The 18,971-nt window shown below is 59.6% G+C and carries 21 protein-coding genes and 1 other RNA gene; 11 read left to right on the plus strand and 11 right to left on the minus strand.

All coding sequences use genetic code 11. The features are described from left to right. Window positions 1-8: 8 nt before the first annotated feature. Genes fdhF through AC07RZ_RS21915 form a run of 3 tightly spaced genes read left to right on the plus strand, consistent with a single transcriptional unit; the run spans window position 9 to window position 3,977 of the window. Complete coding sequence (fdhF, locus tag AC07RZ_RS21905; protein WP_494669572.1) at window positions 9-2,867, plus strand: formate dehydrogenase subunit alpha; 2,859 nt, start codon at window positions 9-11, stop codon at window positions 2,865-2,867. Window positions 2,868-2,884: 17 nt separating this feature from the next. Next, window positions 2,885-3,700: a formate dehydrogenase accessory sulfurtransferase FdhD gene (gene fdhD / locus AC07RZ_RS21910; RefSeq protein WP_494669573.1), complete on the plus strand. Its 816-nt coding sequence runs from the start codon at window positions 2,885-2,887 to the stop codon at window positions 3,698-3,700. Between the two features lie 52 nt (window positions 3,701-3,752). Then, the gene (locus AC07RZ_RS21915) at window positions 3,753-3,977 is read left to right on the plus strand and encodes a formate dehydrogenase subunit delta (protein ID WP_092399014.1); all 225 of its coding nucleotides are present in this window, start codon (window positions 3,753-3,755) and stop codon (window positions 3,975-3,977) included. A gap of 26 nt (window positions 3,978-4,003) precedes the next feature. Here AC07RZ_RS21915 and AC07RZ_RS21920 read toward each other — a convergent pair whose 3' ends face one another. Together AC07RZ_RS21920 and AC07RZ_RS21925 are read right to left on the minus strand one after the other, a co-directional pair. Beyond that, a complete protein-coding gene (locus AC07RZ_RS21920; protein ID WP_494669574.1) occupies window positions 4,004-5,209 on the minus strand; it encodes a lactonase family protein in 1,206 nt (401 codons plus the stop codon). A gap of 70 nt (window positions 5,210-5,279) precedes the next feature. Next, the gene (locus tag AC07RZ_RS21925) at window positions 5,280-5,879 is read right to left on the minus strand and encodes a glutathione S-transferase (RefSeq protein WP_494669575.1); all 600 of its coding nucleotides are present in this window, start codon (window positions 5,877-5,879) and stop codon (window positions 5,280-5,282) included. 216 nt (window positions 5,880-6,095) lie between these two features. Here AC07RZ_RS21925 and AC07RZ_RS21930 point away from each other — a divergent pair, with 216 nt between their 5' ends. From AC07RZ_RS21930 to AC07RZ_RS21950, 5 genes are all read left to right on the plus strand, one after another. Further along, entirely contained in the window at window positions 6,096-6,605 is a 510-nt protein-coding gene (locus AC07RZ_RS21930) for an FUSC family protein (RefSeq protein WP_342831004.1), read from the plus strand. Window positions 6,606-6,673: 68 nt separating this feature from the next. After that, window positions 6,674-6,910: a DUF904 domain-containing protein gene (locus AC07RZ_RS21935; protein ID WP_144742332.1), complete on the plus strand. Its 237-nt coding sequence runs from the start codon at window positions 6,674-6,676 to the stop codon at window positions 6,908-6,910. Then, window positions 6,907-7,218: a cell division protein ZapA gene (locus AC07RZ_RS21940; protein ID WP_144742331.1), complete on the plus strand. Its 312-nt coding sequence runs from the start codon at window positions 6,907-6,909 to the stop codon at window positions 7,216-7,218. Before AC07RZ_RS21935 ends, AC07RZ_RS21940 begins: the two co-directional genes overlap by 4 nt. 100 nt (window positions 7,219-7,318) lie before the next feature. Next, window positions 7,319-7,499, plus strand: a non-coding RNA gene (ssrS, locus tag AC07RZ_RS21945) — 6S RNA. Window positions 7,500-7,598: 99 nt separating this feature from the next. Next, entirely contained in the window at window positions 7,599-8,060 is a 462-nt protein-coding gene (locus AC07RZ_RS21950) for an EVE domain-containing protein (RefSeq protein ID WP_144742330.1), read from the plus strand. Here the strand turns inward: AC07RZ_RS21950 and AC07RZ_RS21955 are convergent. The 4 genes from AC07RZ_RS21955 to AC07RZ_RS21970 all read right to left on the minus strand — a co-directional run bounded on the left by AC07RZ_RS21955 (window position 8,047) and on the right by AC07RZ_RS21970 (window position 11,725). Continuing rightward, on the minus strand, window positions 8,047-9,606 hold the full coding sequence (locus AC07RZ_RS21955; RefSeq protein ID WP_494669576.1) for a malonate--CoA ligase: 1,560 nt from the start codon (window positions 9,604-9,606) through the stop codon (window positions 8,047-8,049). The two genes, AC07RZ_RS21950 and AC07RZ_RS21955, sit on opposite strands and share 14 nt — an antisense overlap. A 62-nt stretch (window positions 9,607-9,668) precedes the next feature. Next, the gene (gene lgt / locus AC07RZ_RS21960; protein ID WP_144742328.1) at window positions 9,669-10,523 is read right to left on the minus strand and encodes a prolipoprotein diacylglyceryl transferase; all 855 of its coding nucleotides are present in this window, start codon (window positions 10,521-10,523) and stop codon (window positions 9,669-9,671) included. Window positions 10,524-10,528: 5 nt separating this feature from the next. After that, on the minus strand, window positions 10,529-11,422 hold the full coding sequence (locus AC07RZ_RS21965; protein ID WP_144742327.1) for a LysR family transcriptional regulator: 894 nt from the start codon (window positions 11,420-11,422) through the stop codon (window positions 10,529-10,531). 72 nt (window positions 11,423-11,494) lie between these two features. Beyond that, window positions 11,495-11,725 (minus strand): TIGR04438 family Trp-rich protein, encoded by a 231-nt coding sequence (locus AC07RZ_RS21970; RefSeq protein WP_092398994.1) that lies wholly within the window; start codon window positions 11,723-11,725, stop codon window positions 11,495-11,497. A 163-nt stretch (window positions 11,726-11,888) separates the two neighbouring features. On the opposite strand from AC07RZ_RS21970, the gene AC07RZ_RS21975 reads away from it, so the two are divergent. Then, window positions 11,889-12,203, plus strand: coding sequence for a c-type cytochrome (locus tag AC07RZ_RS21975; RefSeq protein WP_494669577.1), 315 nt, complete (start codon window positions 11,889-11,891; stop codon window positions 12,201-12,203). 67 nt (window positions 12,204-12,270) lie between these two features. On the opposite strand, the gene AC07RZ_RS21980 is transcribed toward AC07RZ_RS21975, so the two are convergent. Beyond that, window positions 12,271-13,398 carry a branched-chain amino acid ABC transporter substrate-binding protein gene (locus AC07RZ_RS21980; protein ID WP_144742346.1) on the minus strand — a complete coding sequence of 376 codons (1,128 nt, stop codon included), beginning with the start codon at window positions 13,396-13,398 and terminating at the stop codon, window positions 12,271-12,273. A 39-nt stretch (window positions 13,399-13,437) separates the two neighbouring features. On the opposite strand from AC07RZ_RS21980, the gene AC07RZ_RS21985 reads away from it, so the two are divergent. Next, complete coding sequence (locus tag AC07RZ_RS21985; protein ID WP_144742324.1) at window positions 13,438-13,704, plus strand: hypothetical protein; 267 nt, start codon at window positions 13,438-13,440, stop codon at window positions 13,702-13,704. Here AC07RZ_RS21985 and AC07RZ_RS21990 read toward each other — a convergent pair. Then, a complete protein-coding gene (locus AC07RZ_RS21990; RefSeq protein ID WP_494669578.1) occupies window positions 13,662-14,807 on the minus strand; it encodes a branched-chain amino acid ABC transporter substrate-binding protein in 1,146 nt (381 codons plus the stop codon). The genes AC07RZ_RS21985 and AC07RZ_RS21990 overlap by 43 nt on opposite strands. Before the next feature lie 245 nt (window positions 14,808-15,052). Further along, a complete protein-coding gene (locus AC07RZ_RS21995) occupies window positions 15,053-16,201 on the minus strand; it encodes a branched-chain amino acid ABC transporter substrate-binding protein (protein ID WP_144742322.1) in 1,149 nt (382 codons plus the stop codon). Between the two features lie 176 nt (window positions 16,202-16,377). Between AC07RZ_RS21995 and AC07RZ_RS22000 the strand changes: the two genes are divergently transcribed. Continuing rightward, window positions 16,378-16,887, plus strand: coding sequence for an Lrp/AsnC family transcriptional regulator (locus tag AC07RZ_RS22000; RefSeq protein ID WP_144742321.1), 510 nt, complete (start codon window positions 16,378-16,380; stop codon window positions 16,885-16,887). A gap of 163 nt (window positions 16,888-17,050) precedes the next feature. Here the strand turns inward: AC07RZ_RS22000 and AC07RZ_RS22005 are convergent, their stop codons facing one another. Both AC07RZ_RS22005 and AC07RZ_RS22010 read right to left on the minus strand, forming a co-directional pair. Then, a complete protein-coding gene (locus AC07RZ_RS22005) occupies window positions 17,051-18,367 on the minus strand; it encodes a D-amino acid dehydrogenase (protein ID WP_494669579.1) in 1,317 nt (438 codons plus the stop codon). A gap of 182 nt (window positions 18,368-18,549) precedes the next feature. Continuing rightward, complete coding sequence (locus AC07RZ_RS22010; RefSeq protein WP_494669580.1) at window positions 18,550-18,969, minus strand: DUF2486 family protein; 420 nt, start codon at window positions 18,967-18,969, stop codon at window positions 18,550-18,552. Window positions 18,970-18,971: the final 2 nt, after the last annotated feature.

Here is an 18,971-nt window from a genome sequence, read left to right on the forward strand (position 1 = left end):
AGCATGTGATGAATCAGCTTAACGAACTTGACTACGGCACACCCGCCAAGCAGTCCGAAAAATCGGTAACCCTGGAAATCGACGGCGTCAGCGTCGAAGTGGCCGCCGGCACCTCTGTCATGCGCGCCGCCGTGGAAGCCGGCATCAACGTCCCCAAATTATGTGCGACCGACAGCCTGGAACCGTTCGGTTCCTGCCGGCTGTGCCTGGTCGAAATCGACGGCAAGAAGGGTTATCCGGCGTCTTGCACCACGCCGTGCGAGCCAGGAATGAAGGTCAGGACCCAGACACCCAAGCTGGCCGATATCCGGCGCGGCGTGATGGAACTGTACATCTCCGACCATCCGCTCGATTGCCTGACTTGCCCCACCAACGGCAATTGCGAGCTGCAAGACATGGCTGGCGTGACCGGCTTGCGCGAAGTCCGCTACGGTTATGAAGGCGACAATCACCTGAAAATGAAGAAGGATGAATCGAATCCTTACTTCACCTACGATCCATCCAAATGCATCGTCTGCAACCGCTGCGTGCGCGCCTGCGAAGAAACCCAGGGTACGTTTGCGCTGACGATCGACGGCCGCGGTTTCGAATCGCGCGTCTCGGCCGGCCAGATGCAAGATTTCATGGATTCGGAATGCGTGTCCTGCGGCGCCTGCGTGCAGGCTTGCCCGACCGCGACCCTGACCGAAAAGACCGTGATCATGATGGGCCAGGCCGAGCACAGCAAGATCACCACTTGCGCCTATTGCGGCGTCGGCTGCTCGTTCAAGGCCGAGATGAAGGGCAACGAAGTGGTGCGCATGGTGCCGCACAAGGACGGCCAGGCCAACCACGGCCATTCTTGCGTCAAGGGGCGTTTTGCCTGGGGTTACGCGACCCACAAGGACCGCATCACCAAGCCGATGATACGCAGCAAGATCACCGATCCGTGGCGCGAAGTGTCGTGGGACGAAGCGCTGGCGTATGCCGCCAGCGAATTCCGCCGGATCCAGGCCAAACATGGCAAGGATGCGATAGGCGGCATCACTTCCTCGCGTTGCACCAATGAAGAAACCTACCTGGTGCAAAAGCTGGTGCGCGCTGCTTTCGGCAACAACAACGTCGATACCTGCGCCCGCGTCTGCCATTCGCCGACCGGCTACGGCTTGAAGCAAACGCTGGGCGAATCGGCCGGCACCCAGACTTTCGATTCGGTCATGAAGTCCGACGTGATCATGGTCATCGGCGCCAACCCGGTCGCTGCGCATCCGGTGTTTGCTTCGCAGATGAAACGCCGCCTGCGCCAGGGCGCCAAGCTGATCGTGGTCGATCCGCGCACCACTGAAATGGTGAAGTCGCCGCACGTACAGGCCGACTACCACCTGAAGCTGCGGCCCGGCACCAACGTCGCTCTGATTACTGCGCTAGCGCACGTGATCTTGTCCGAAGGCATGCAGAAAGAAGACTTCGTGGCCGAGCGCTGCGACCGGAAGTCGTATGCAGACTGGAAGGAATTCGTGCTGAGGCCGGAGAATTCTCCCGAAATGACGGCGGATATCACCGGCGTGCCTGCCGACCAGCTGCGCGGCGCCGCGCGCCTGTTTGCCACTGCCGGCAACGGCGCGATCTACTATGGCCTGGGCGTGACTGAACATGCGCAGGGGTCGACCATGGTGATCGGCATCGCCAACCTGGCGATGGCGACCGGCAACGTCGGCCGCGAAGGCGTCGGCGTCAATCCGCTGCGCGGCCAGAACAATGTGCAAGGTTCCTGCGACATGGGTTCCTTCCCGCATGAATTGCCCGGTTACCGCCACGTATCGGACAGCACTGTGCGCGGCGAATTCGAGCAAGCCTGGGGCGTCACCTTGAGCCCTGAGCCGGGTTTGCGCATCCCGAACATGTTCGATGCCGCGCTCGACGGCAGTTTCATGGGCCTGTACTGCGAAGGCGAGGATATCGTGCAGTCGGATCCGAACACCCAGCACGTGACGGCGGCGCTGTCGAACATGGAATGTATCGTGGTGCAGGACCTGTTCCTCAACGAGACAGCCAAGTATGCGCATGTCTTCCTGCCGGGATCGTCGTTCCTGGAAAAGGACGGCACGTTCACCAACGCTGAACGACGCATTTCGCGCGTGCGCAAGGTGATGCCGGCCAAGGGCGGCTTGTCGGACTGGGAGGTCACTGTGGCCTTGGCCAAAGCCATGGGTTATGACATGCCGTATGCGCATCCGTCGGAAATCATGGATGAAATCGCCGCGCTGACGCCGACTTTCCATGGCGTCAGCTACGCCAAGCTGGAGCAGGCCGGCAGCCTGCAATGGCCATGCAACGACGCGGCGCCGGACGGCACGCCGATCATGCATATCAAGGAATTCGTGCGCGGCAAGGGCAAGTTCATCAATACCCAGTACTTTGCCACCGATGAAAAGGTGACGCTGAAATTCCCGCTGATCCTGACTACCGGCCGCATCTTGTCGCAATATAATGTCGGCGCCCAGACCCGGCGCACCGAGAATGTCGAATGGCACAGCGAGGACCGGCTGGAGATCCATCCGCACGACGCCGAGGACCGCGGCATCAAGGATGACGATTGGGTCGGCATCGAGTCGCGCGCCGGGCAGACGGTATTGCGCGCTACGGTGACGGAGCGGGTGCAGCCTGGCGTGGTGTACACCACCTTCCATTTCCCGGAATCGGGTGCGAATGTCATCACCACCGATAATTCCGACTGGGCCACCAACTGTCCGGAGTACAAAGTGACTGCGGTGCAGGTGATGCCGGTCAGCCAGCCGTCCACATGGCAGAAGCAGTTCAGCCGTTTCACCGAGCAGCAGCTGAAGCTGCTGCAGGGGCAGGCGGCCGAGGCGGCGGTCAGCAAATAACGGTACAAAGGAAAAACATGGTTTCACCCGAATACGCCAGCAGCACTGAAGTCGAGGTCGAGCAGTGGCGTTACGGCGCCGTCGGCAAGAGCCGCGACGTGGTTGCGGAAGAGGTGCCGGTGGCGCTGGAATACAACGGCATTTCGCACGCCGTGATGATGGCGTCGCCGGCCGACCTGGAAGATTTTGCCCTGGGGTTCTCCTTGACCGAGGGCATCTTGCAGGATCGCAGCGAGCTGTTCGACTGCGAGATCGTCGCAGCGGCCGATGGCATCCAGGTGCAGATGCAGATCGCCACCGAGCGTTTTGTCGCGCTCAAGGAAAAACGGCGCAACCTGACCGGCCGTACCGGCTGCGGCTTGTGCGGCGCGGAAACCTTGCAGCAGGCAGTGCGCAAGCCGGCGCCGGTGGTTTCCGCCGCGCGGTTTTCAGCCGCGGGCATTTACGCGGCGATGGCGCAGATGCAGCAGCAACAGCATTTGCAGAAGGTGACCGGGGCTACCCATGCTGCCGCATGGCTGCAGGCTGACGGCAAGATCGTGCTGGTGCGGGAAGATGTCGGCCGCCACAACGCCCTGGACAAATTGATCGGGGCCCTGGCGCAAGAAAATCCGCGCCGGGATTTTTCCAGCGGCGCGGTGCTGATTACCAGCCGCGCCAGTTATGAAATGGTGCAGAAGGCGGCCAGCATGGGGTGCGGTTTTATAGTCGCGGTGTCGGCGCCGACCGCGCTGGCGATCCGCCTGGCGGAACAGGCTAACGTCACTCTGCTGGGTTTCGTGCGGGAGCCTGGCCACGTGGTGTACGCCAATCCGCAGCGGCTGCTGCCATGAATCTTGCCAGCCCGGGCGCCAACCGCAGAATCGCAGCAGAAAGGGTAGTCGTATGAATCTGGAACACCTGGTAAAGATGGCAAATCAGATCGGCGCATTCTTCGAGACCATGCCCGACCGCCAGCAGGCGATGGCGGATTTCGCCAGCCACCTGAAGCGCAGCTGGGAGCCGCGCATGCGGCGCGAACTGCTGGCGTATATCGATACGCAAGGCGGGCCGGAGCTCAATCCGATGGTGCTGGAGGCGGTGCGCCTGCACGCCGCCACCTTGCAGTAACTTCCGGTGCTGCACGCAGCAATGCGCTAGCGCACAAACACCATCTGCGAAGGACTGCCCAGCCCGGTATACCTGTCGATGAATTCCAGCTTGCCGCTGTGCCTGTCGATGGCGAACTGGGTGATGTTGTCGCTGCGCTGGTTCAGCGCATAGATATAGCGACCCTGCGGTTCGATCACGATGCCGCGCGGATAATCGCCGCGGGTCCAGGTTTCTCCTATCCAGCTGAGCTTGCCTTGGGCGCCGACGGCGAACTGGGCGATGCTGTTATGCAGGCGGTTCGCCACATACAGGAAGCGGCCGTCATGTCCCAGGGTCAGCCCGGAGGCAAAACTGGTGCCCTGGTAGTTTTGCGGCAGGCTGGAGATGGTTTGCTGTTGCTGCAGCGTTCCGCTGGCCTGGTCGAAATGGTAGAGCGTCAGGGTCGAAGCTTCCTCGTTGACCAGGTAGACATATTTGCCATTGGGGTGGAACACGAAATGGCGCGGGCCGGCGCCCGCCGATGACGCCTCGATGAAGGCCGGCGTGTTGGGCGTCAGGCTGCCGCTGTCCTGGTCAAAGCGCCATTGGTAGATACGGTCCAGTCCAAGGTCGGTTGAAAAGACAAACTTGCCGCTGGGGTCGCTGGCGATCATGTGCGCGTGCGGGCCATTGTGGTCGCTGGCGGCAAAGCTGCCGCCGGCCGCGGCTTCCGGCCGCGCCGCTCCCGCCGGGCCGGCGCTTTGCTGGACCGACACGGCCGGCAGCAGGCTGCCGTCTTGCGCCACCGGGAATGAAGCCACCGAACCGCTGCCGTAGTTGGCGGCCAGCAGGTAGTCCTGCTTTGGCGTCAGCGACACATAGACCGGATTCTTGCCTTGCGCATCCTGCTGGTTCAACAGCGTCAGCGAACCATCGGCCCTGTTCACCGCATATGCAGCCAGCACGCCGTGCTGGCTGCCGTTATAGCTGGCCACCTCGCTTGCCACATACAGGGTCTTGCCGGCCGCATCGAGATTGAGCTGGGCTGCGTTGGGCAGCGTGCTGACGACTTTCACCCGGCTCAGCGCGCCGGACTGGCTATCCACTTTGAACAGGTAGACGCCTTCGCCGTTGGGGTTATACGTCCCGACATAGGCGAACAGGGCGGGGGGCGGGGTTTCGGCTTTTAGCGGCATGCTGGTCATGGCAAGCAGTGCGATGGAAAGCGCCATTCTCTTGGCGCCGCGAATGAAAGGTCTCTGGTGTTGCATCGTTTCTCCTGTGCCGTTTGTTTCGAAAGAACCGAAGCTGCCCGGATTGCGCCAGGGTGGCGGGTTGGCGTCATTTTTGCATCACCGAATCGAATAACGATGACGCCAGCAGCTGGTCCAGCCAAGCTGCCAGGCTCTTGTATTCGCTGGCATAAAACCATGCTTCGTCAACGTGTGCGAATTGCCGTATGAACGGAAAGATGGCCATGTCGGCCAGGCCCGGCCTTTCACCGCACAGGAATCCGTGGCGTGCGATGCGCGCATCCAGCTGCGCCAGGATGGCTTCGCCCTGGGCACGGTAATGGGCCGCGGGATACTCCGGAAAACGCACGGCATATTTGTAGCGGTCCAGCCAGCCCTTGAACGGGCCGTCGTTCTGCAGGATAAGTTCTTGCGCCTGCTGCCGCACTGCGGGGTCCGGGCTGAGCCACTGTGCTGGATCGTGCTGCTCGAGCGCCCAGTGCATGATGTCCAGGCTTTGTTCAAGGGGCGGGCCATCCGCCAGTTTCAGGACCGGGACCGTACCCTTGGGCGAGCAGTCCAGCATGGCTTGCGGTTTGTTCCTCAAACTGACTTCATGCATTTCCACCTCGACGCCGCTGATCTTGATCGCAAGACGGGCGCGGATGGCATAGGGACAGCGGCGGAAGGTGAATAAAATCGGTTTCAAGTAAGCGTATCCATGGCAGGCGGGCGTTAACAAAATAGCAGAAATTTCCATTCGCCGGCAGCCGAGGCGCTTGAATTGAACGGCAATGCGTACATTCACCGCCGCAATGGACGAACCTTGGGCGGCGCCTGCTGTCAGAACGCCAGGCGCTGAAATCTCGGGATGCGCCGTGTTCTCGGCTAAAATGGCGCTCGCATCGTGATTTTAAAGGCCGGGATGGACTTCCAATTCATTAGCCCCAGAAAAAATGCCCTGGTTTACCTGGTCAAGATCCTGACCGGCGCGCTGATCACCTGGTACGGATTGCGCGCCCTGGGTTTGCAAGAGCCGTATTGGGCCATGATTTCCCTGATTATCGTGACCGAGCCGGATGTCAACCTGGCCAAGGCGAATTTCCGGGCCCGCTTGATCAATACCTTGAACGGTTGCGTGGTTGCCTGCCTGGCGCTGGTGCTGTTCGGCCCGGGATTCCTGTCCTTGCTGGTCGCTTTGGCAACATCGGTGCTGGTAGCCATGCTGTTGCAGAACTATCCGGCCAACTGGCGCCTGGGCCCGGCGACCGTGGTGATCCTGATGTCCGCTGCGATCGGCGGCAAAGGGCTGCACCAGGAGCTGGAGTATGCTTTGTTGCGGGTCGGCGAGGTGATCGCCGGCAGTACCGTGGCATTATTGCAGTCGCTGGCGTATTCCTATGCGCTCAAGCGATTGGCGCCCAGCACGAATTGATGGCCGGCCGCCAGATTCATTGGTCTAATCTATTGACGTAATTTCCTTAGCAACACTATAGTGACAAAATGATTTCAGAATTCCATCAATTATCAGAAAAAATCGGCCAGCTGGCTGAGTTGACGCACACCCTGCGCCGGGAAAACGCCCAGCTGCGCCTGCGTGCAACCGGCTTGCAGAGTGAAAACGAAGAGTTGAAGCAACGCATCAGCGAAGCGCACCAGCGGGTTGCCGCACTGCTTGAGAAATTTCCTGCGTTGCCGCAAGAGTTATCGCAAGAGTCGCAAGATCAGGAGCTTACATGAGCCAGTTAAGCGTAAACATCATGGGCCAGGCCTATACCTTGGCTTGCAAGGAAGGCGAGGAAAAGGCGCTGCAGGAAGCCGTGGCTTACCTGGACGGCAAAATGAGCGCCATCCGCGACGCTGGAAAAATCCGCGGCAATGACCGCATCGCCGTCATCGCCGCGCTTGGCATCGCTGCCGAATTATTGGGCAGCAAAGCGCCTGCCGGTCCGTTGTCCGACCTCACCATGTCGGAAGTGAAGCAGAATATAACTGCAATGCATACGGTCCTGGATGAAGCCCTGGCAGCGCAGGAAGACTTGTTCTGACCCTGCGGCCAGCCATGCTGCAGGCCGTGTTGCTGGCCGTGTTGCAGGAAAAACTTTCGGCAAAAGGGGTTTGACTTGGGATGCGTTTGGAGTAGACTAACGTCTCCTGCCGTGTTCGCGATTGTCATAAAATCCTTGAACCATTTATACGCAACGGCTGCGGAATTTTGTTCGATAGGTGTGAGCGTCGCTAGTCCGATGAACCCGAAATTGAACTAACTGCGGCCAACTTGAACTGCTTTGGTTCAGGATGCCGACAAAGCGGCACAGGCGGGACTTGATTCTGAAGCGGTTGCATGCATGTGCAGCCGCTTTTTTTATTTCCGGCTTGTTTCTAACTTGTTTCTCACTATTTTTCTGATATCCAGACTAGGGGCGAAATGAATTATTGGCTAATGAAATCCGAGCCGGACGACGCCAGCATCGACGATGTCCTGGCCATGGCCGGACAAACCATCGCCTGGTACGGCGTGCGTAATTACCAGGCGCGCAATTTCATGCGCGATGCCATGCAGGTCGGCGACGGCGTGCTGTTTTACCATTCCGGCTGCGCCGTGCCGGGCATCGCCGGCCTGGCCGAGGTGGCGAGCACGCCTTATCCCGACGACACGCAGTTTGATCCGAAGAGCAAATATTTCGATCCCAAGGCAGATCGCGAAAATCCGCGCTGGATGCTGGTCGATGTGCGGGCCTTGCGCAAGACACGGCTGATTCCCCTGCCCGAATTGCGGCAGCAGGAGGCGCTGGCCGACATGCAGATCCTGCGCCGCGGCAACCGCCTTTCCATCACCCCGGTCAGCGCCGCCGAATGGCGCCACATCGGCAAGCTCATGAAGGCGTGACGCTGCCTGCAGCCGGTAACGCGTAACGCTCGCGCAATACATTCTTTTGCACTTTGCCCATGGTGTTGCGCGGCAGCTCTTCTGCGAAGAACACCTGTTTGGGCACCTTGAAATTGGCGATCGAGGTTTTCATCATGGCGATCACCTCCGCCGTGGTCAGGCTGACTTCGGGCCGCTTGACGATCACTGCGGTCACCGCCTCGCCGAAATCGGCGTGGGGAATGCCGATCACCGCCGATTCCAGCACGCCGTCGATTTCATCTATCACGCTTTCAATTTCCTTCGGATAGACGTTATAGCCGCCTGAAATGATCAGGTCCTTGCTGCGGCCGACGATCGCCAGGTAACCCTCGTCATCGAATTTTCCGACGTCGCCGGTCTTGAAATAACCGTCGGCGGTGAACTCCTCCGCAGTCTTTTCCGGCATGCGCCAGTAGCCATGGAACACATTCGGTCCCTTGACCTGGATATCGCCGATTTCACCTGCGCCGCACAGCGCGCCATGGCCGGCGTGGCCGCTCTTCATCAAGCGCAGCGAGACACCCGGCAGCGGCAGGCCGACGGTGCCGCCGCGCCGTTCCTGCGCATACGGGTTGGAGGTCAGCATGGCGGTTTCGCTCATGCCGTAGCGCTCCAGTATGGTGTGGCCGGTGCGCTCGGCGAATTCGGCAAAGGTGTCGGCCAGCAAGGGCGCCGAGCCGGACACGAACAGGCGGATATTGCGGCAGGCATGGCGCTCGAAGCCGGCATGCGCCAGCAGCCGCACGTAATAGGTCGGCACGCCCATGAAAACGGTGCTGCGCGGCAGCTGGCGGCAGACTTCGGCGGCCTCGAACTTCGGCAGGAAAATCATCTTGCTGCCGTTCAGCAGGGCGCCGTTGGCCGCCACCAGCAAGCCGTGGATGTGGAACAGCGGCAACGCATGCAGCAGCACGTCGCCGGCTTGCCAGTGCCAGTATTGCTGCAGCACCTGGGCATTCGAACCGATATTGCCGTGCGAGAGCATGGCGCCCTTGCTGCGGCCGGTGGTGCCTGAGGTATACAAGATGACGGCAAGGTCGTCGGCCTGTTTTTCAACCGTGTCGAACGAATCCGGATAATGCATGGCGCGCGCCAGCAGCGAGCCGGAATTCCTGCGGCCGTTGCCGCCCTCATCCAGGGTGAACAGGTGGCGGGTGCCGGCCTTGAATGCAATCTGCGCTACCCAGCCGAAATTTTGCGGTGTGCAGACAAACACCGCCGGTTCCGCATCGCCGATGAAATATGCGATTTCGGCAGCGCGGTATGCGGTGTTCAGCGGCAGGTAGACAAACCCGGCGCGCAGGGTCGCCAGGTAGAGTATCAGCGCCTCGGGCGATTTTTCCACCTGCGCGGCGATGCGCGCGCCGCTCGGCAAATCCAGGCTGGCGAGCAGGTTGGCGATGCGGGCGGAGGCGCGTTCGATGTCGCCCCAGCTGTAGTACTGGCCGTCATGGGTTTCGATGCAGCAAGCGGTGTCGTCGGCCGGGAAGCGCGACGCAAAAAGGGCGTAAAGATTGGCGGTCATGTTCAGGGCGGGGAAGGCGTGCGGGAAACATGCGCCTGGCTGGCTGCCAGGCGCACGCTGGTTCAGGTAGCAGAGCGTGTTGCGGCCTTGGCCGGCGGCGCATCGGCGGGGCCGGCATACTGGCGCGGATTGCGGTAAGCGATCACCAGCAGCACGATGCCCAGCACGATCATCGGCACCGACAGCATCTGGCCGGCGGAAATGGTGATGCCGCCGAACGTCACGTTATAGTCCGGCACGCGGAAATATTCGGTGAAGAAACGGGCGCAGCCGTACAGCAGCGAGAACATGCCCGCCACCGCCATGCGCGGCCGCGGCTTGCGCGAGAATATCCAGAGGATGATGAACAGCAGTATGCCGTCGACCAGCATCTGGTAGATCGGCGACGGATGGCGCGGCAGGCTGTCGACATTCGGCCAGATCATGGCCCATGGCAGCGACGGATCGGAAACCACCCGGCCCGGCAGTTCGCCGTTGATGAAATTGCCGAGGCGGCCGGCGGCGTAGCCGAGCGGCACCAGCGGCGCGATGAAATCCATGATGTCCATCAGCTTGCGGCCCGCCTTGCGGCCCCACCATGCCATGGCGATCATGACGCCGAGAAAGCCGCCGTGGAACGACATGCCGCCCTTCCAGACCGCGATGATTTCGGCTGGATGCGAGAAATAAAAGGAAGGATCGTAAAACAGCACCTGCCCCAGGCGGCCGCCGATCACCACTCCCAGCACGCCGTAAAACAGCATGTCGTCGATATCTTCTTTTTTCCAGCCGGCGGCGGCGACATGCGGCTGCTTGATCCTGATCCTGCCGATCCAGATAAACAGGATGAACGCCAGCAGGTACATCAAGCCGTACCAGCGTACATGGAGCGGGCCGAGGGAAAAGGCGATCGGATCGGGCAGGGGATGAATCAGCATATTCTTTATTTCTTTCGTAACAATTCCAAAAAGGCTTGCAGTACCGGTGAAACATTATCGCGGCGCCAGGCCAGGCCGGTTTCGACCAACGGCATCTGGTCCTGCAATTCACGATAGTCGACCCCCGGGCGTTGCAGGTTCGACACCGATTGTGGCACAAGCGCGATCCCCATGCCAGCCGACACCAGGCCGACGATGGTTTGCATCTGGATCGCCTCCTGGCCGATATGCGGGGTGACGCCGGCGGCGCGGAAGCAGCCGAGGATGGTGTCGTGGAAGCCGGGCGAGATGCGGCGCGGGAAAATGATCAGGGGCATGTCGGCCACGGAGCTCAGCGCAATCCTGCCTTTCGCCCGCAACGCCTTGAGGCCGCTGGGCGCGGCCAGGATCAGCGGTTCCGCCAGCACCGGCTGATAATCCAGCGCCAGCTTGGCCTTGTCCGGCAGCGGCGGGATCAGCAGGCCGGCGTCGATCCGGCCCTCCATCAGTTGCGCCAGCTGCAGGTCGCTGGTGGCTTCCTGCAGGTCGATCTGCACCTGCGGATAAGCTTCGCGAAAAGCGCGCAGCAGCGGTGGCAGGATGCTGTAGTCGGCGGTCGAGACAAACGATAGCGTGAGCAGGCCGGATTCGCCCGAAGCCGCGCGCCGCACCAGGTCGGGCAGGGTAGCGGCCTGCTGCAGCAGGCGCTGCGCTTCCGGCAGCAAGGCCAGTCCGGCCGGCGTCAGCGCTACGCTGCGCTTGGTGCGGGCAAAGAGCGGCGTGCCAAGGTTGGCTTCCAGCGCCTGGATCGCTTGCGACAGCGGCGGCTGCGTCATGTGCAGGCGCAGCGCGGCGCGGCCGAAATGTCTTTCTTCAGCAACCGCGACGAAATAGCGTAATTGCCGCAGCTCTATGTTCATGGATCCCGAGCCCATGGGGCTAATAAAAAAGCCGGGAAGAAACCGGCTTTATGTTGTGCAGTCTCGCGCGTTTCAGCGCCGTTTATGGGGATCGAAAGTCTTCTTGACCCGGTCTTTCCTGGTCTTTTCGATTTCCTCGTGGGCCTTGCGCTTATCCAGGCCCAGCAGCCGCTCCAGGAATTCGAACCAGATAAAGGCCACCGCCATCAAAGCGGCGATCCACCACCACGAAATGCCGGCAAACGGGCCGACTTCGAAGTATTTTAACGCTATTAACGAAACGATAATGATAATCAGTGGCATGGCATTCCCTTTTCTTTGCGGAAAGGATAGGGCGAAAGATGCTTGTGGTCAACGGATGTCGGTCTGATATGTCGGATTCCAGATGTATGTAGGTGTTTCAGGGATATGAGACAATGCACGCGGGCAGGTAAAATGGTGTCACATTTTTTTGACGGAGATAAGAATGAAACGTTTGTTGATCTGTGCACTGCTGGGCGCAATGGCCTCGGGATCCGCTCTGGCGGCGGACGCCGGCCTGGACCTGGCGAAGAGCAAGAACTGTATGGCATGCCACTCGGTAACCAACAAGGTGGTCGGCCCGGCATACAAGGACGTTGCGGCGAAATACGCGGGTCAAAAAGATGCGGAAGACAAGCTGGTGGCGAAAGTCATGAAGGGCGGATCAGGCACCTGGGGCGCGATCCCGATGCCGGCCAATCCGCAAGTCACAGAGGCTGAAGCGCATACCCTGGTGAAATGGGTTTTGTCGCAGAAATAATTCCGCCGGCAAGGCGGCAAAAAGGGCGCTCGGTTGAGCGCCCTTTTTTATTGCAAGGCCAGGATACTTATTTGGTTACCGTCAGCTGGGAGCGCTGCGCGCCCCGGTAAGTGTACAAGGTGACGGTGCCGTCCCTGATGTCGCCTTTGGCGTCAAACGAGATCATGCCGGTCACGCCCTGGTGGCGGATCTTGGCCAGTTCCGGCAGGTATTTTTTCGGATCGGCCGACTTCGCTTTTTGCATGGCGTCGACCATGGTCATCAGGGCATCGTAGGTGTACGGCGCATAGATCACGATATCCTTGCCGTACTTGATCTTGTAGGCAGTCTTGTAGGCATCCAGCCCTTTCCTGGCGGACTCTTCCACGCCGCCGGCTTCCGCGCAGACCACCTGGTCGTTGCTGATGCCGTCGCCGGCCAGCTTGGGCAGGTCGGAAGTGCAGATGGCGTCGCCGCCCATGAACTTGGCCTGGATCCCCAGCTGTTTCATCTGGCGCAGCATGGGGCCGGCGCCGGCGTCCAGTCCGCCGAAGAATACGACGTCAGGTTTCTTGGCCTTGAACGAGGTCAGGATGGCGTTGAAGTCGGTCGCCTTGTCGTTGGTGTACTGGGTCGCCACGATGGTCATGCCGGCAGCCTTGGCCGCCTTGGCGAATTCCTCCGCCAGGCCCTGGCCGTAGGCGGTACGGTCATCGATCACGGCGGCTGTCTTGGCATGCAGCGTGTTGGCTGCGTAGCGGCCCAGGGCGCCGCCCAGCTGGCTGTCGTTGGCCACCACGCGGAAGGTCGTGTTAAACCCCTGCTGGGTGTATTTGGCGCTGGTGGTCGACGGCGAGATTTGCGGAATGCCGGCGTCGTAGTAAATCTTCGATGCGGGAATCGAAGTGCCGGAATTGACGTGGCCGATGACGCCGGCAACTTTGGCGTCGACCAGCTTTTGCGCAACCGCGGTCGCCTGCTTGGGATCGGATGCGTCGTCTTCCGCCATCAGTACGAACCGGGTTTTCTTGCCGTCGAGCGTGATGCCTTGCTTGTTCAATTCTTCGATCGCCATCCTGGCGCCGTTTTCGTTGTCTTTGCCGATATGGGCGATGGGGCCGGTGATCGGGCCGACATGGGCGATCTTGACCACCTGTTCCTGCGCGTATGCGCCGGCGGACAGGGACAAGGCGATGGCTGCGGCCAGCGGAATCATTCTGATGGTATGCACTGGATTATCTCCTGATGATTTGCAATGTTATTGATGGTAAAAATTTTTGGAGCCTCTGACTTCGGCTTCCGTCTGGTCAGGGTCTTAAACGTTACAACAATACAAAAGCTGCGCAAAGCGCTTTTATATGTTTTTTTATCAATTCGACAGAACGATCTGCGTAAAGCGCAAGGCAACGGCGATTGCAATGAAAAAAGCGTCCCGGCGCTGAGGCCGGGACGCTTTCATGAACTGCCGGTGAATGTTATTTACTTGGTGACGGTCAGCAAAGTGCGCTTGCCATCCTTGTAGGTGTACAGGGTCAGCGTGCCGTCCTTGATGTCGCCCTTGGCGTCGAAGGCGATCATGCCGGTTACGCCCTTGTGATGGATCTTGGCCAGTTCCGGCAGGTATTTCTTGGGATCGGCGGAGTTGGCTTTCTGCATGGCTTCCACCATGGTCATCACGGAATCGTACGAGTAGGGCGCGTACAGTTTGACTTCGGCATTGAATTTTTTCTGGAATGCCGCCTTGAAATCTTCCAGGCCCTTCTTGCCCGATTCCTCGACGCCGCCGGCTTCCGCGCAAACCACCTGGTCGTTAGCCAGTCCATCGCCTGCCAGCTTGCCCAGCTCGGCAGTGCACATGCCGTCGCCGCCCATGAATTTGGCCTTGATGCCGAGCGCCTTCATCTGGCGCAGCATCGGACCGGCCACCGCATCCATGCCGCCGAAGAAGATCACGTCGGGATTCTTGGCCTTGATCGAGGTCAGGATGGCGTTGAAGTCGGTTGCCTTGTCGTTGGTGAACTGGGTGGCGACAATATTGACGCCCGCGCTTTTTGCGCCCTTGGCGAATTCCTGCGCAACGCCCTGGCCGTAGGCGGTGCGGTCGTCGATCACGGCGATATTCTTGGCTTTCAGCGTGGTGGCTGCGTAGCGTCCCAGGGTGCCGCCCAGCTGGCCGTCGTTGGCGACCACGCGGAACACGCTGTTAAATCCTTGCTGCGTATACTTCGGGCTGGTGGCGGCGGGCGAGATTTGCGGGATGCCGGCATCGTAGTAAATTTTCGATGCGGGAATCGTGGTGCCGGAGTTCAGGTGGCCGATGACGCCGTCGATCTTGGCGTCCACCAGTTTTTGCGCCGCCGCGGTGCCTTGCTTGGGATCGGATGCATCGTCCTCCGCCAGCAGCACGAACTTGATTTTCTTGCCGCCCAGGATGACGCCCTTGGCGTTCAATTCTTCGACTGCCATCTTGGCGCCGTTTTCCATGTCCTTGCCAAGGTGGGCGGAAGGGCCGGTAACCGGGCCGACATGGCCGATCTTGACGATTTGTTCTTCAGCGTGCGCCGAGCCTGCAGCGACCAGCGCCAATGCGATTGCCGCAGCCAGCGGCAACATTTTGTTCTTCATCTGCACGTGTTTCCTCCTGATGGTTTGTACAAGGTAAGTGAAAGCAATTTCCGCTGCCCAACGAGCGGAACATGCAAACCTTACAACATAACAAAACCTTCGTATAGGTCTTTTCCTGCATTTTAAGCAATATCCTTGTGATCCATACGGAGATTAGGGCAGGTAGCGGAATGGCATGCGTGTTTTCGGCAGGCGAAAAAAAACGCCCCGGTTACCGGGGCGTTTTTATCAGGGACGCGCGACGATTATTTTGTCACGGTCAGCAGGGTGCGCTTGCCATCCTTGTAGGTGTACAAGGTCAGCGAACCGTCCTTGATGTCGCCCTTTGGATCAAAAGCGATATCGCCGGTCACGCCTTTGTAGTGGATCTTGGCCAGCTCAGGCAGATATTTTTTCGGATCGGACGAGCCGGCTTTTTGCATTGCCGCCACCATCGCCATCAGCGCGTCGTACTCGTACGGTGCGTAGATCACGACTTCCTGGTTGAATTTCTTCTGGTAAGCCACCTTGAAGGCTTCCAGCGCAGCCTTGCCTGCATCCGGCACGCCGCCGGCTTCAGCGCAAACTACCTGGTCGTCTTTCAAGCCTGCGCCAGCCAGCTTGGCCAGCTCAGTGGTGCACAAGCCATCGCCGCCCATGAACTTGGCCTTGATGCCCAGCTGGTCCATCTGGCGCAGCATCGGACCGCCGACAGCGTCCATGCCGCCGAAGAAGATCACGTCCGGGTTCTTGGCCTTGATCGAAGTCAGGATGGCGTTGAAGTCAGTCGCTTTATCGTTGGTGAACTGCGTCGCCACGATGGTAGCGCCGGCCTTCTTCGCGCTCTTGGTGAACTCTTCCGCAACACCTTGGCCGTAGGCGGTACGGTCATCGATCACGGCAATATTCTTGCCCTTCAGGGTATTGACCGCATAGCGACCCAGGGTGCCGCCCAGCTGGCCATCGTTGGCGACTACGCGGAATGCCGTGTTGAAGCCTTGCTGGGTGTATTTCGGATTGGTGGCGGAAGGCGAGATTTGCGGAATGCCGGCGTCGAAATAGATCTTCGATGCAGGAATGGTGGTGCCGGAATTCATGTGGCCGATAACACCCTTGACCTTGGCGTCCACCAGTTTCTGCGCAGCTGCGGTTCCTTGTTTCGGATCGGAGGCGTCATCCTCTGAAGCCAATACGAAAGTCACTTTTTTGCCGCCGATCATGGTGCCTTTGGCATTGAGTTCATCGATTGCCATCTTGGCGCCGTTTTCATTGTCCTTGCCGATGTGCGCGTTAGGACCTGTGAGCGGGCTGACCTGGCCGATGGTGACTGTTTCTTGCGCCGAAGCCGAGCCTGCGAAAGCGAAAGCCATGGCAATTGCACCTGCCAATGGAATCAATTTGATCTTGTTCTGCATGAATATCCTCCTGAGGATTTAAAATAAAACAATCTAATTACAGTTTCACCGTCCGCTGCTTATTTGTTATTTATTCGAACTTGTCCGAATAGAGCAACGTTACAACATAAAAAACGCTTCGCATAGCGGTTTTTGCGAATTCTTGACACAGCTGCAGCAGCCCCTAATCCCCTGGCATGAGCAAACATCACACCCTAGACAAAGTCGACCGCAAGCTGCTTAACTTGCTGCAGCGCGACAATCAAATGCCGACCCGCACGCTGGCCGACAAAGCCCACATTTCCCAGCCTACCTGCCTGCGCCGCCTGCGCGACTTGCGCGAAGCCGGCATCATCAGCGCCGACGTCTCGCTGGTCGATCCTTTTGCGCTCGGCTACGGCATGCTGGCCTTCCTCGAAATCTCGCTGAACCACCAGTCAGACGAGCACATGCAGGAGTTCGAGCTGCGCATGAACAAGGAAGCCGAAGTCATGCAATGCTATTTCGTGTCCGGCGATTACGATTATTTTCTGGTCGTGCATGTGATCGATATGGATGCCTATTATCAGTTCGTGCGCCGGGTCATTTCCGGTTCCGGCAATGTCCGTCATTTCCAGTCCCGTTTTCCGATGAAGCGCGCCAAGTTCGTGACCCGCGTCGCCTTCGACGAAAAACCGGCCACGGTCGAGGTGCGCGTCGCCAAATGATGCACTCCAACAGTGCGCCCGGACAATAAAAACCGCGGCGCTGCCGACTTCCGCAGAGACATACGCAAAAACCGCGCCATGTCGCTCCAGGCATAAAAAAAGACCGATGCTGTCGCCAGCACCGGTCTTTTTTATCGCCTCCCTGCAACGGGCGCGGCGGTCATCATGCTTGCACAGGGCGCGGCAGGATCAGCGGCTGCGGAGCTTGCCGCGGCATGCCGGTGAACGCGAAGTCGACTTCCGGCCGGCGGCCCGAGACGATCTCGGCGATGGCGCGGCCGGAGCCGCAACCCATGGTCCAGCCCAGCGTTCCGTGGCCTGTATTGAGGAACAGGTTGCTGATCCTGGTCTTGCCGATATAGGGCACGTTGGATGGCGTCATCGGCCGCAAGCCGGTCCAGTAAACCGGATTGTCGTAATCGCAACCGTCGGGGAACAGTTCGCGGGTGCGGCGCGTGATCGCTTCGCAGCGGGTGGTGTTGAGCTCGCGCGTGTAGCCGTTCAGTTCGCAGGTGCCGGCCACCCGCAGGCGGTCGCCCAGGCGCGACACCACCAGTTTGTAGCCGTCGTCGGTCAGCGAAACGCTAGGCGCAGCTTCCGGGTTGGTGATGCGGTAGGTGGCGGAATAACCCTTGCCCGGATAGATCATCAGTTCGATGCCGAGCGGTTTCAGCAGCGGCGTCGAGAAGCTGCCCATGGCGACCACGAAAGCGTCGGCGTGCAGCACTTCGTGGCGGCCGTCGGCGTTGATGACTTCGACGCCGGTGATCTTGGCGCCGGCGCCGCTGCCTTCGGTGATCAGGCGGGTGACGCTGGTGTTGTACTGGAAATCCACGCCGGCTTCGGCGGCCTTGGCGGCCAGGCCTGAGGTGAATTTGTAGACGTCGCCCGATTCATCGGTGGCGGTAAAATCGCCGCCGACGATCTTGTCGCGGATGCGCGCCAGCGCCGGTTCGATCCTGACCACTTCATCGGCGCTGATCGATTCGCGCGGGCAACCGAGGTCGCGCATCAGTTGCGCGGCAGGCAGCGAGATGTCGAATTCTTTTTGTTCGGTATAGAAATGCAGGATGCCGCGCGTCAGGCAATCGTAGTCGACGCCGGTGTCGGCGCGCACGGCTTGCAAGGTCTGGCGGCTGTATTCGCAGATGGCGACGATCTGGCGGATATTGTCGTTGGTGCGGGCCGGCGTGCATTCGCGCAGGAAATTCAGCGCCCACTTCCATTGCAGCCATTCCGGACGGAAGCGGTACAGCAGCGGCGCATCTTCCTGTCCCAGCCATTTCAGCACCTTCAGCGGCGCCTGCGGATTGGCCCAAGGCTCGGCATGCGACACCGAAATCTGGCAGCCGTTGGCAAAACTGGTTTCCTGGGCCGCGCCCGGCTGGCGTTCGATCACTGTCACATCGTGACCTTCCTTGTTCAGGAACCATGCAGAACTGGTTCCGATAACGCCTGCGCCCAATACGATTACTTTCATCTCATCTCCAAAAACCGCCGTTTAAACCGCTGTTGAATTGCTCGCTGTTTTACTTTCGAGCCACCATTTCAATAGCGCTATTGTAAGAAAACAGAGATTTTTTAGGCGATCAAAATGAGATCTGTTTTTTTTACTTTTATCTACCGTATTGCAAAATGTGATTGAAAAACAAAAAATTTACGTCAAATGTTTGTTTTTTTTAATTTGACTAATTCCAGGCTCACGGCGCGGGAAATCACCTCGTCCAAGGTCTGGTGCAAGCCCTCGCGGATTTGCGCCGCCATGCCTTCCACCGCGGTTTGCAGCACATCCGCCAGGCCGTCGCGCACCCGTTGCTCGATGACGAAATCGATCCGGTCCTGCAGCTGCTGCAGCACTTTTTCCCGTACTTCGGCTTCCAGCCGCTCCCAGTCGTGCTGGCTCAGCGCGCGCGCAACGGTTTCTTCCTGCCGTGCCTTGGGCAGCTCGAAACTGCCGTCGTCGTCGACGGCCTGCGCGGCGGCGCCGGCCGCGGCCGGCGGCGTTTCTATAATGTCGGTCAAAGTCGGCAGCGGGACAATGACCTCGGTCAATAAAGGAATATTGGCGTCAAGATTGCTCATTA

It is taken from the genome of Collimonas sp. GW821-FHT07E08, assembly GCF_059418905.1.

What these genes read in the sequence shown, in the direction of transcription:
- AC07RZ_RS21915 (WP_092399014.1), top strand. Translation starts at nt 3,753, where the DNA reads ATGAATCTGGAACACCTGGTAAAGATGGCAAATCAGATCGGCGCATTC.
- AC07RZ_RS21940 (WP_144742331.1), top strand. Translation starts at nt 6,907, where the DNA reads ATGAGCCAGTTAAGCGTAAACATCATGGGCCAGGCCTATACCTTGGCT.
- fdhF (WP_494669572.1), top strand. Translation starts at nt 9, where the DNA reads ATGAATCAGCTTAACGAACTTGACTACGGCACACCCGCCAAGCAGTCC.
- AC07RZ_RS21980 (WP_144742346.1), bottom strand. Translation starts at nt 13,398, where the DNA reads ATGATTCCGCTGGCCGCAGCCATCGCCTTGTCCCTGTCCGCCGGCGCA.
- AC07RZ_RS21965 (WP_144742327.1), bottom strand. Translation starts at nt 11,422, where the DNA reads ATGAACATAGAGCTGCGGCAATTACGCTATTTCGTCGCGGTTGCTGAA.
- AC07RZ_RS21935 (WP_144742332.1), top strand. Translation starts at nt 6,674, where the DNA reads ATGATTTCAGAATTCCATCAATTATCAGAAAAAATCGGCCAGCTGGCT.
- fdhD (WP_494669573.1), top strand. Translation starts at nt 2,885, where the DNA reads ATGGTTTCACCCGAATACGCCAGCAGCACTGAAGTCGAGGTCGAGCAG.
- AC07RZ_RS21970 (WP_092398994.1), bottom strand. Translation starts at nt 11,725, where the DNA reads ATGCCACTGATTATCATTATCGTTTCGTTAATAGCGTTAAAATACTTC.
- AC07RZ_RS22005 (WP_494669579.1), bottom strand. Translation starts at nt 18,367, where the DNA reads ATGAAAGTAATCGTATTGGGCGCAGGCGTTATCGGAACCAGTTCTGCA.
- AC07RZ_RS22000 (WP_144742321.1), top strand. Translation starts at nt 16,378, where the DNA reads ATGAGCAAACATCACACCCTAGACAAAGTCGACCGCAAGCTGCTTAAC.
- AC07RZ_RS21995 (WP_144742322.1), bottom strand. Translation starts at nt 16,201, where the DNA reads ATGCAGAACAAGATCAAATTGATTCCATTGGCAGGTGCAATTGCCATG.
- AC07RZ_RS21955 (WP_494669576.1), bottom strand. Translation starts at nt 9,606, where the DNA reads ATGACCGCCAATCTTTACGCCCTTTTTGCGTCGCGCTTCCCGGCCGAC.
- AC07RZ_RS22010 (WP_494669580.1), bottom strand. Translation starts at nt 18,969, where the DNA reads ATGAGCAATCTTGACGCCAATATTCCTTTATTGACCGAGGTCATTGTC.
- AC07RZ_RS21985 (WP_144742324.1), top strand. Translation starts at nt 13,438, where the DNA reads ATGTTATTGATGGTAAAAATTTTTGGAGCCTCTGACTTCGGCTTCCGT.
- AC07RZ_RS21975 (WP_494669577.1), top strand. Translation starts at nt 11,889, where the DNA reads ATGAAACGTTTGTTGATCTGTGCACTGCTGGGCGCAATGGCCTCGGGA.
- AC07RZ_RS21920 (WP_494669574.1), bottom strand. Translation starts at nt 5,209, where the DNA reads ATGCAACACCAGAGACCTTTCATTCGCGGCGCCAAGAGAATGGCGCTT.
- AC07RZ_RS21950 (WP_144742330.1), top strand. Translation starts at nt 7,599, where the DNA reads ATGAATTATTGGCTAATGAAATCCGAGCCGGACGACGCCAGCATCGAC.
- lgt (WP_144742328.1), bottom strand. Translation starts at nt 10,523, where the DNA reads ATGCTGATTCATCCCCTGCCCGATCCGATCGCCTTTTCCCTCGGCCCG.
- AC07RZ_RS21930 (WP_342831004.1), top strand. Translation starts at nt 6,096, where the DNA reads ATGGACTTCCAATTCATTAGCCCCAGAAAAAATGCCCTGGTTTACCTG.
- AC07RZ_RS21990 (WP_494669578.1), bottom strand. Translation starts at nt 14,807, where the DNA reads ATGAAGAACAAAATGTTGCCGCTGGCTGCGGCAATCGCATTGGCGCTG.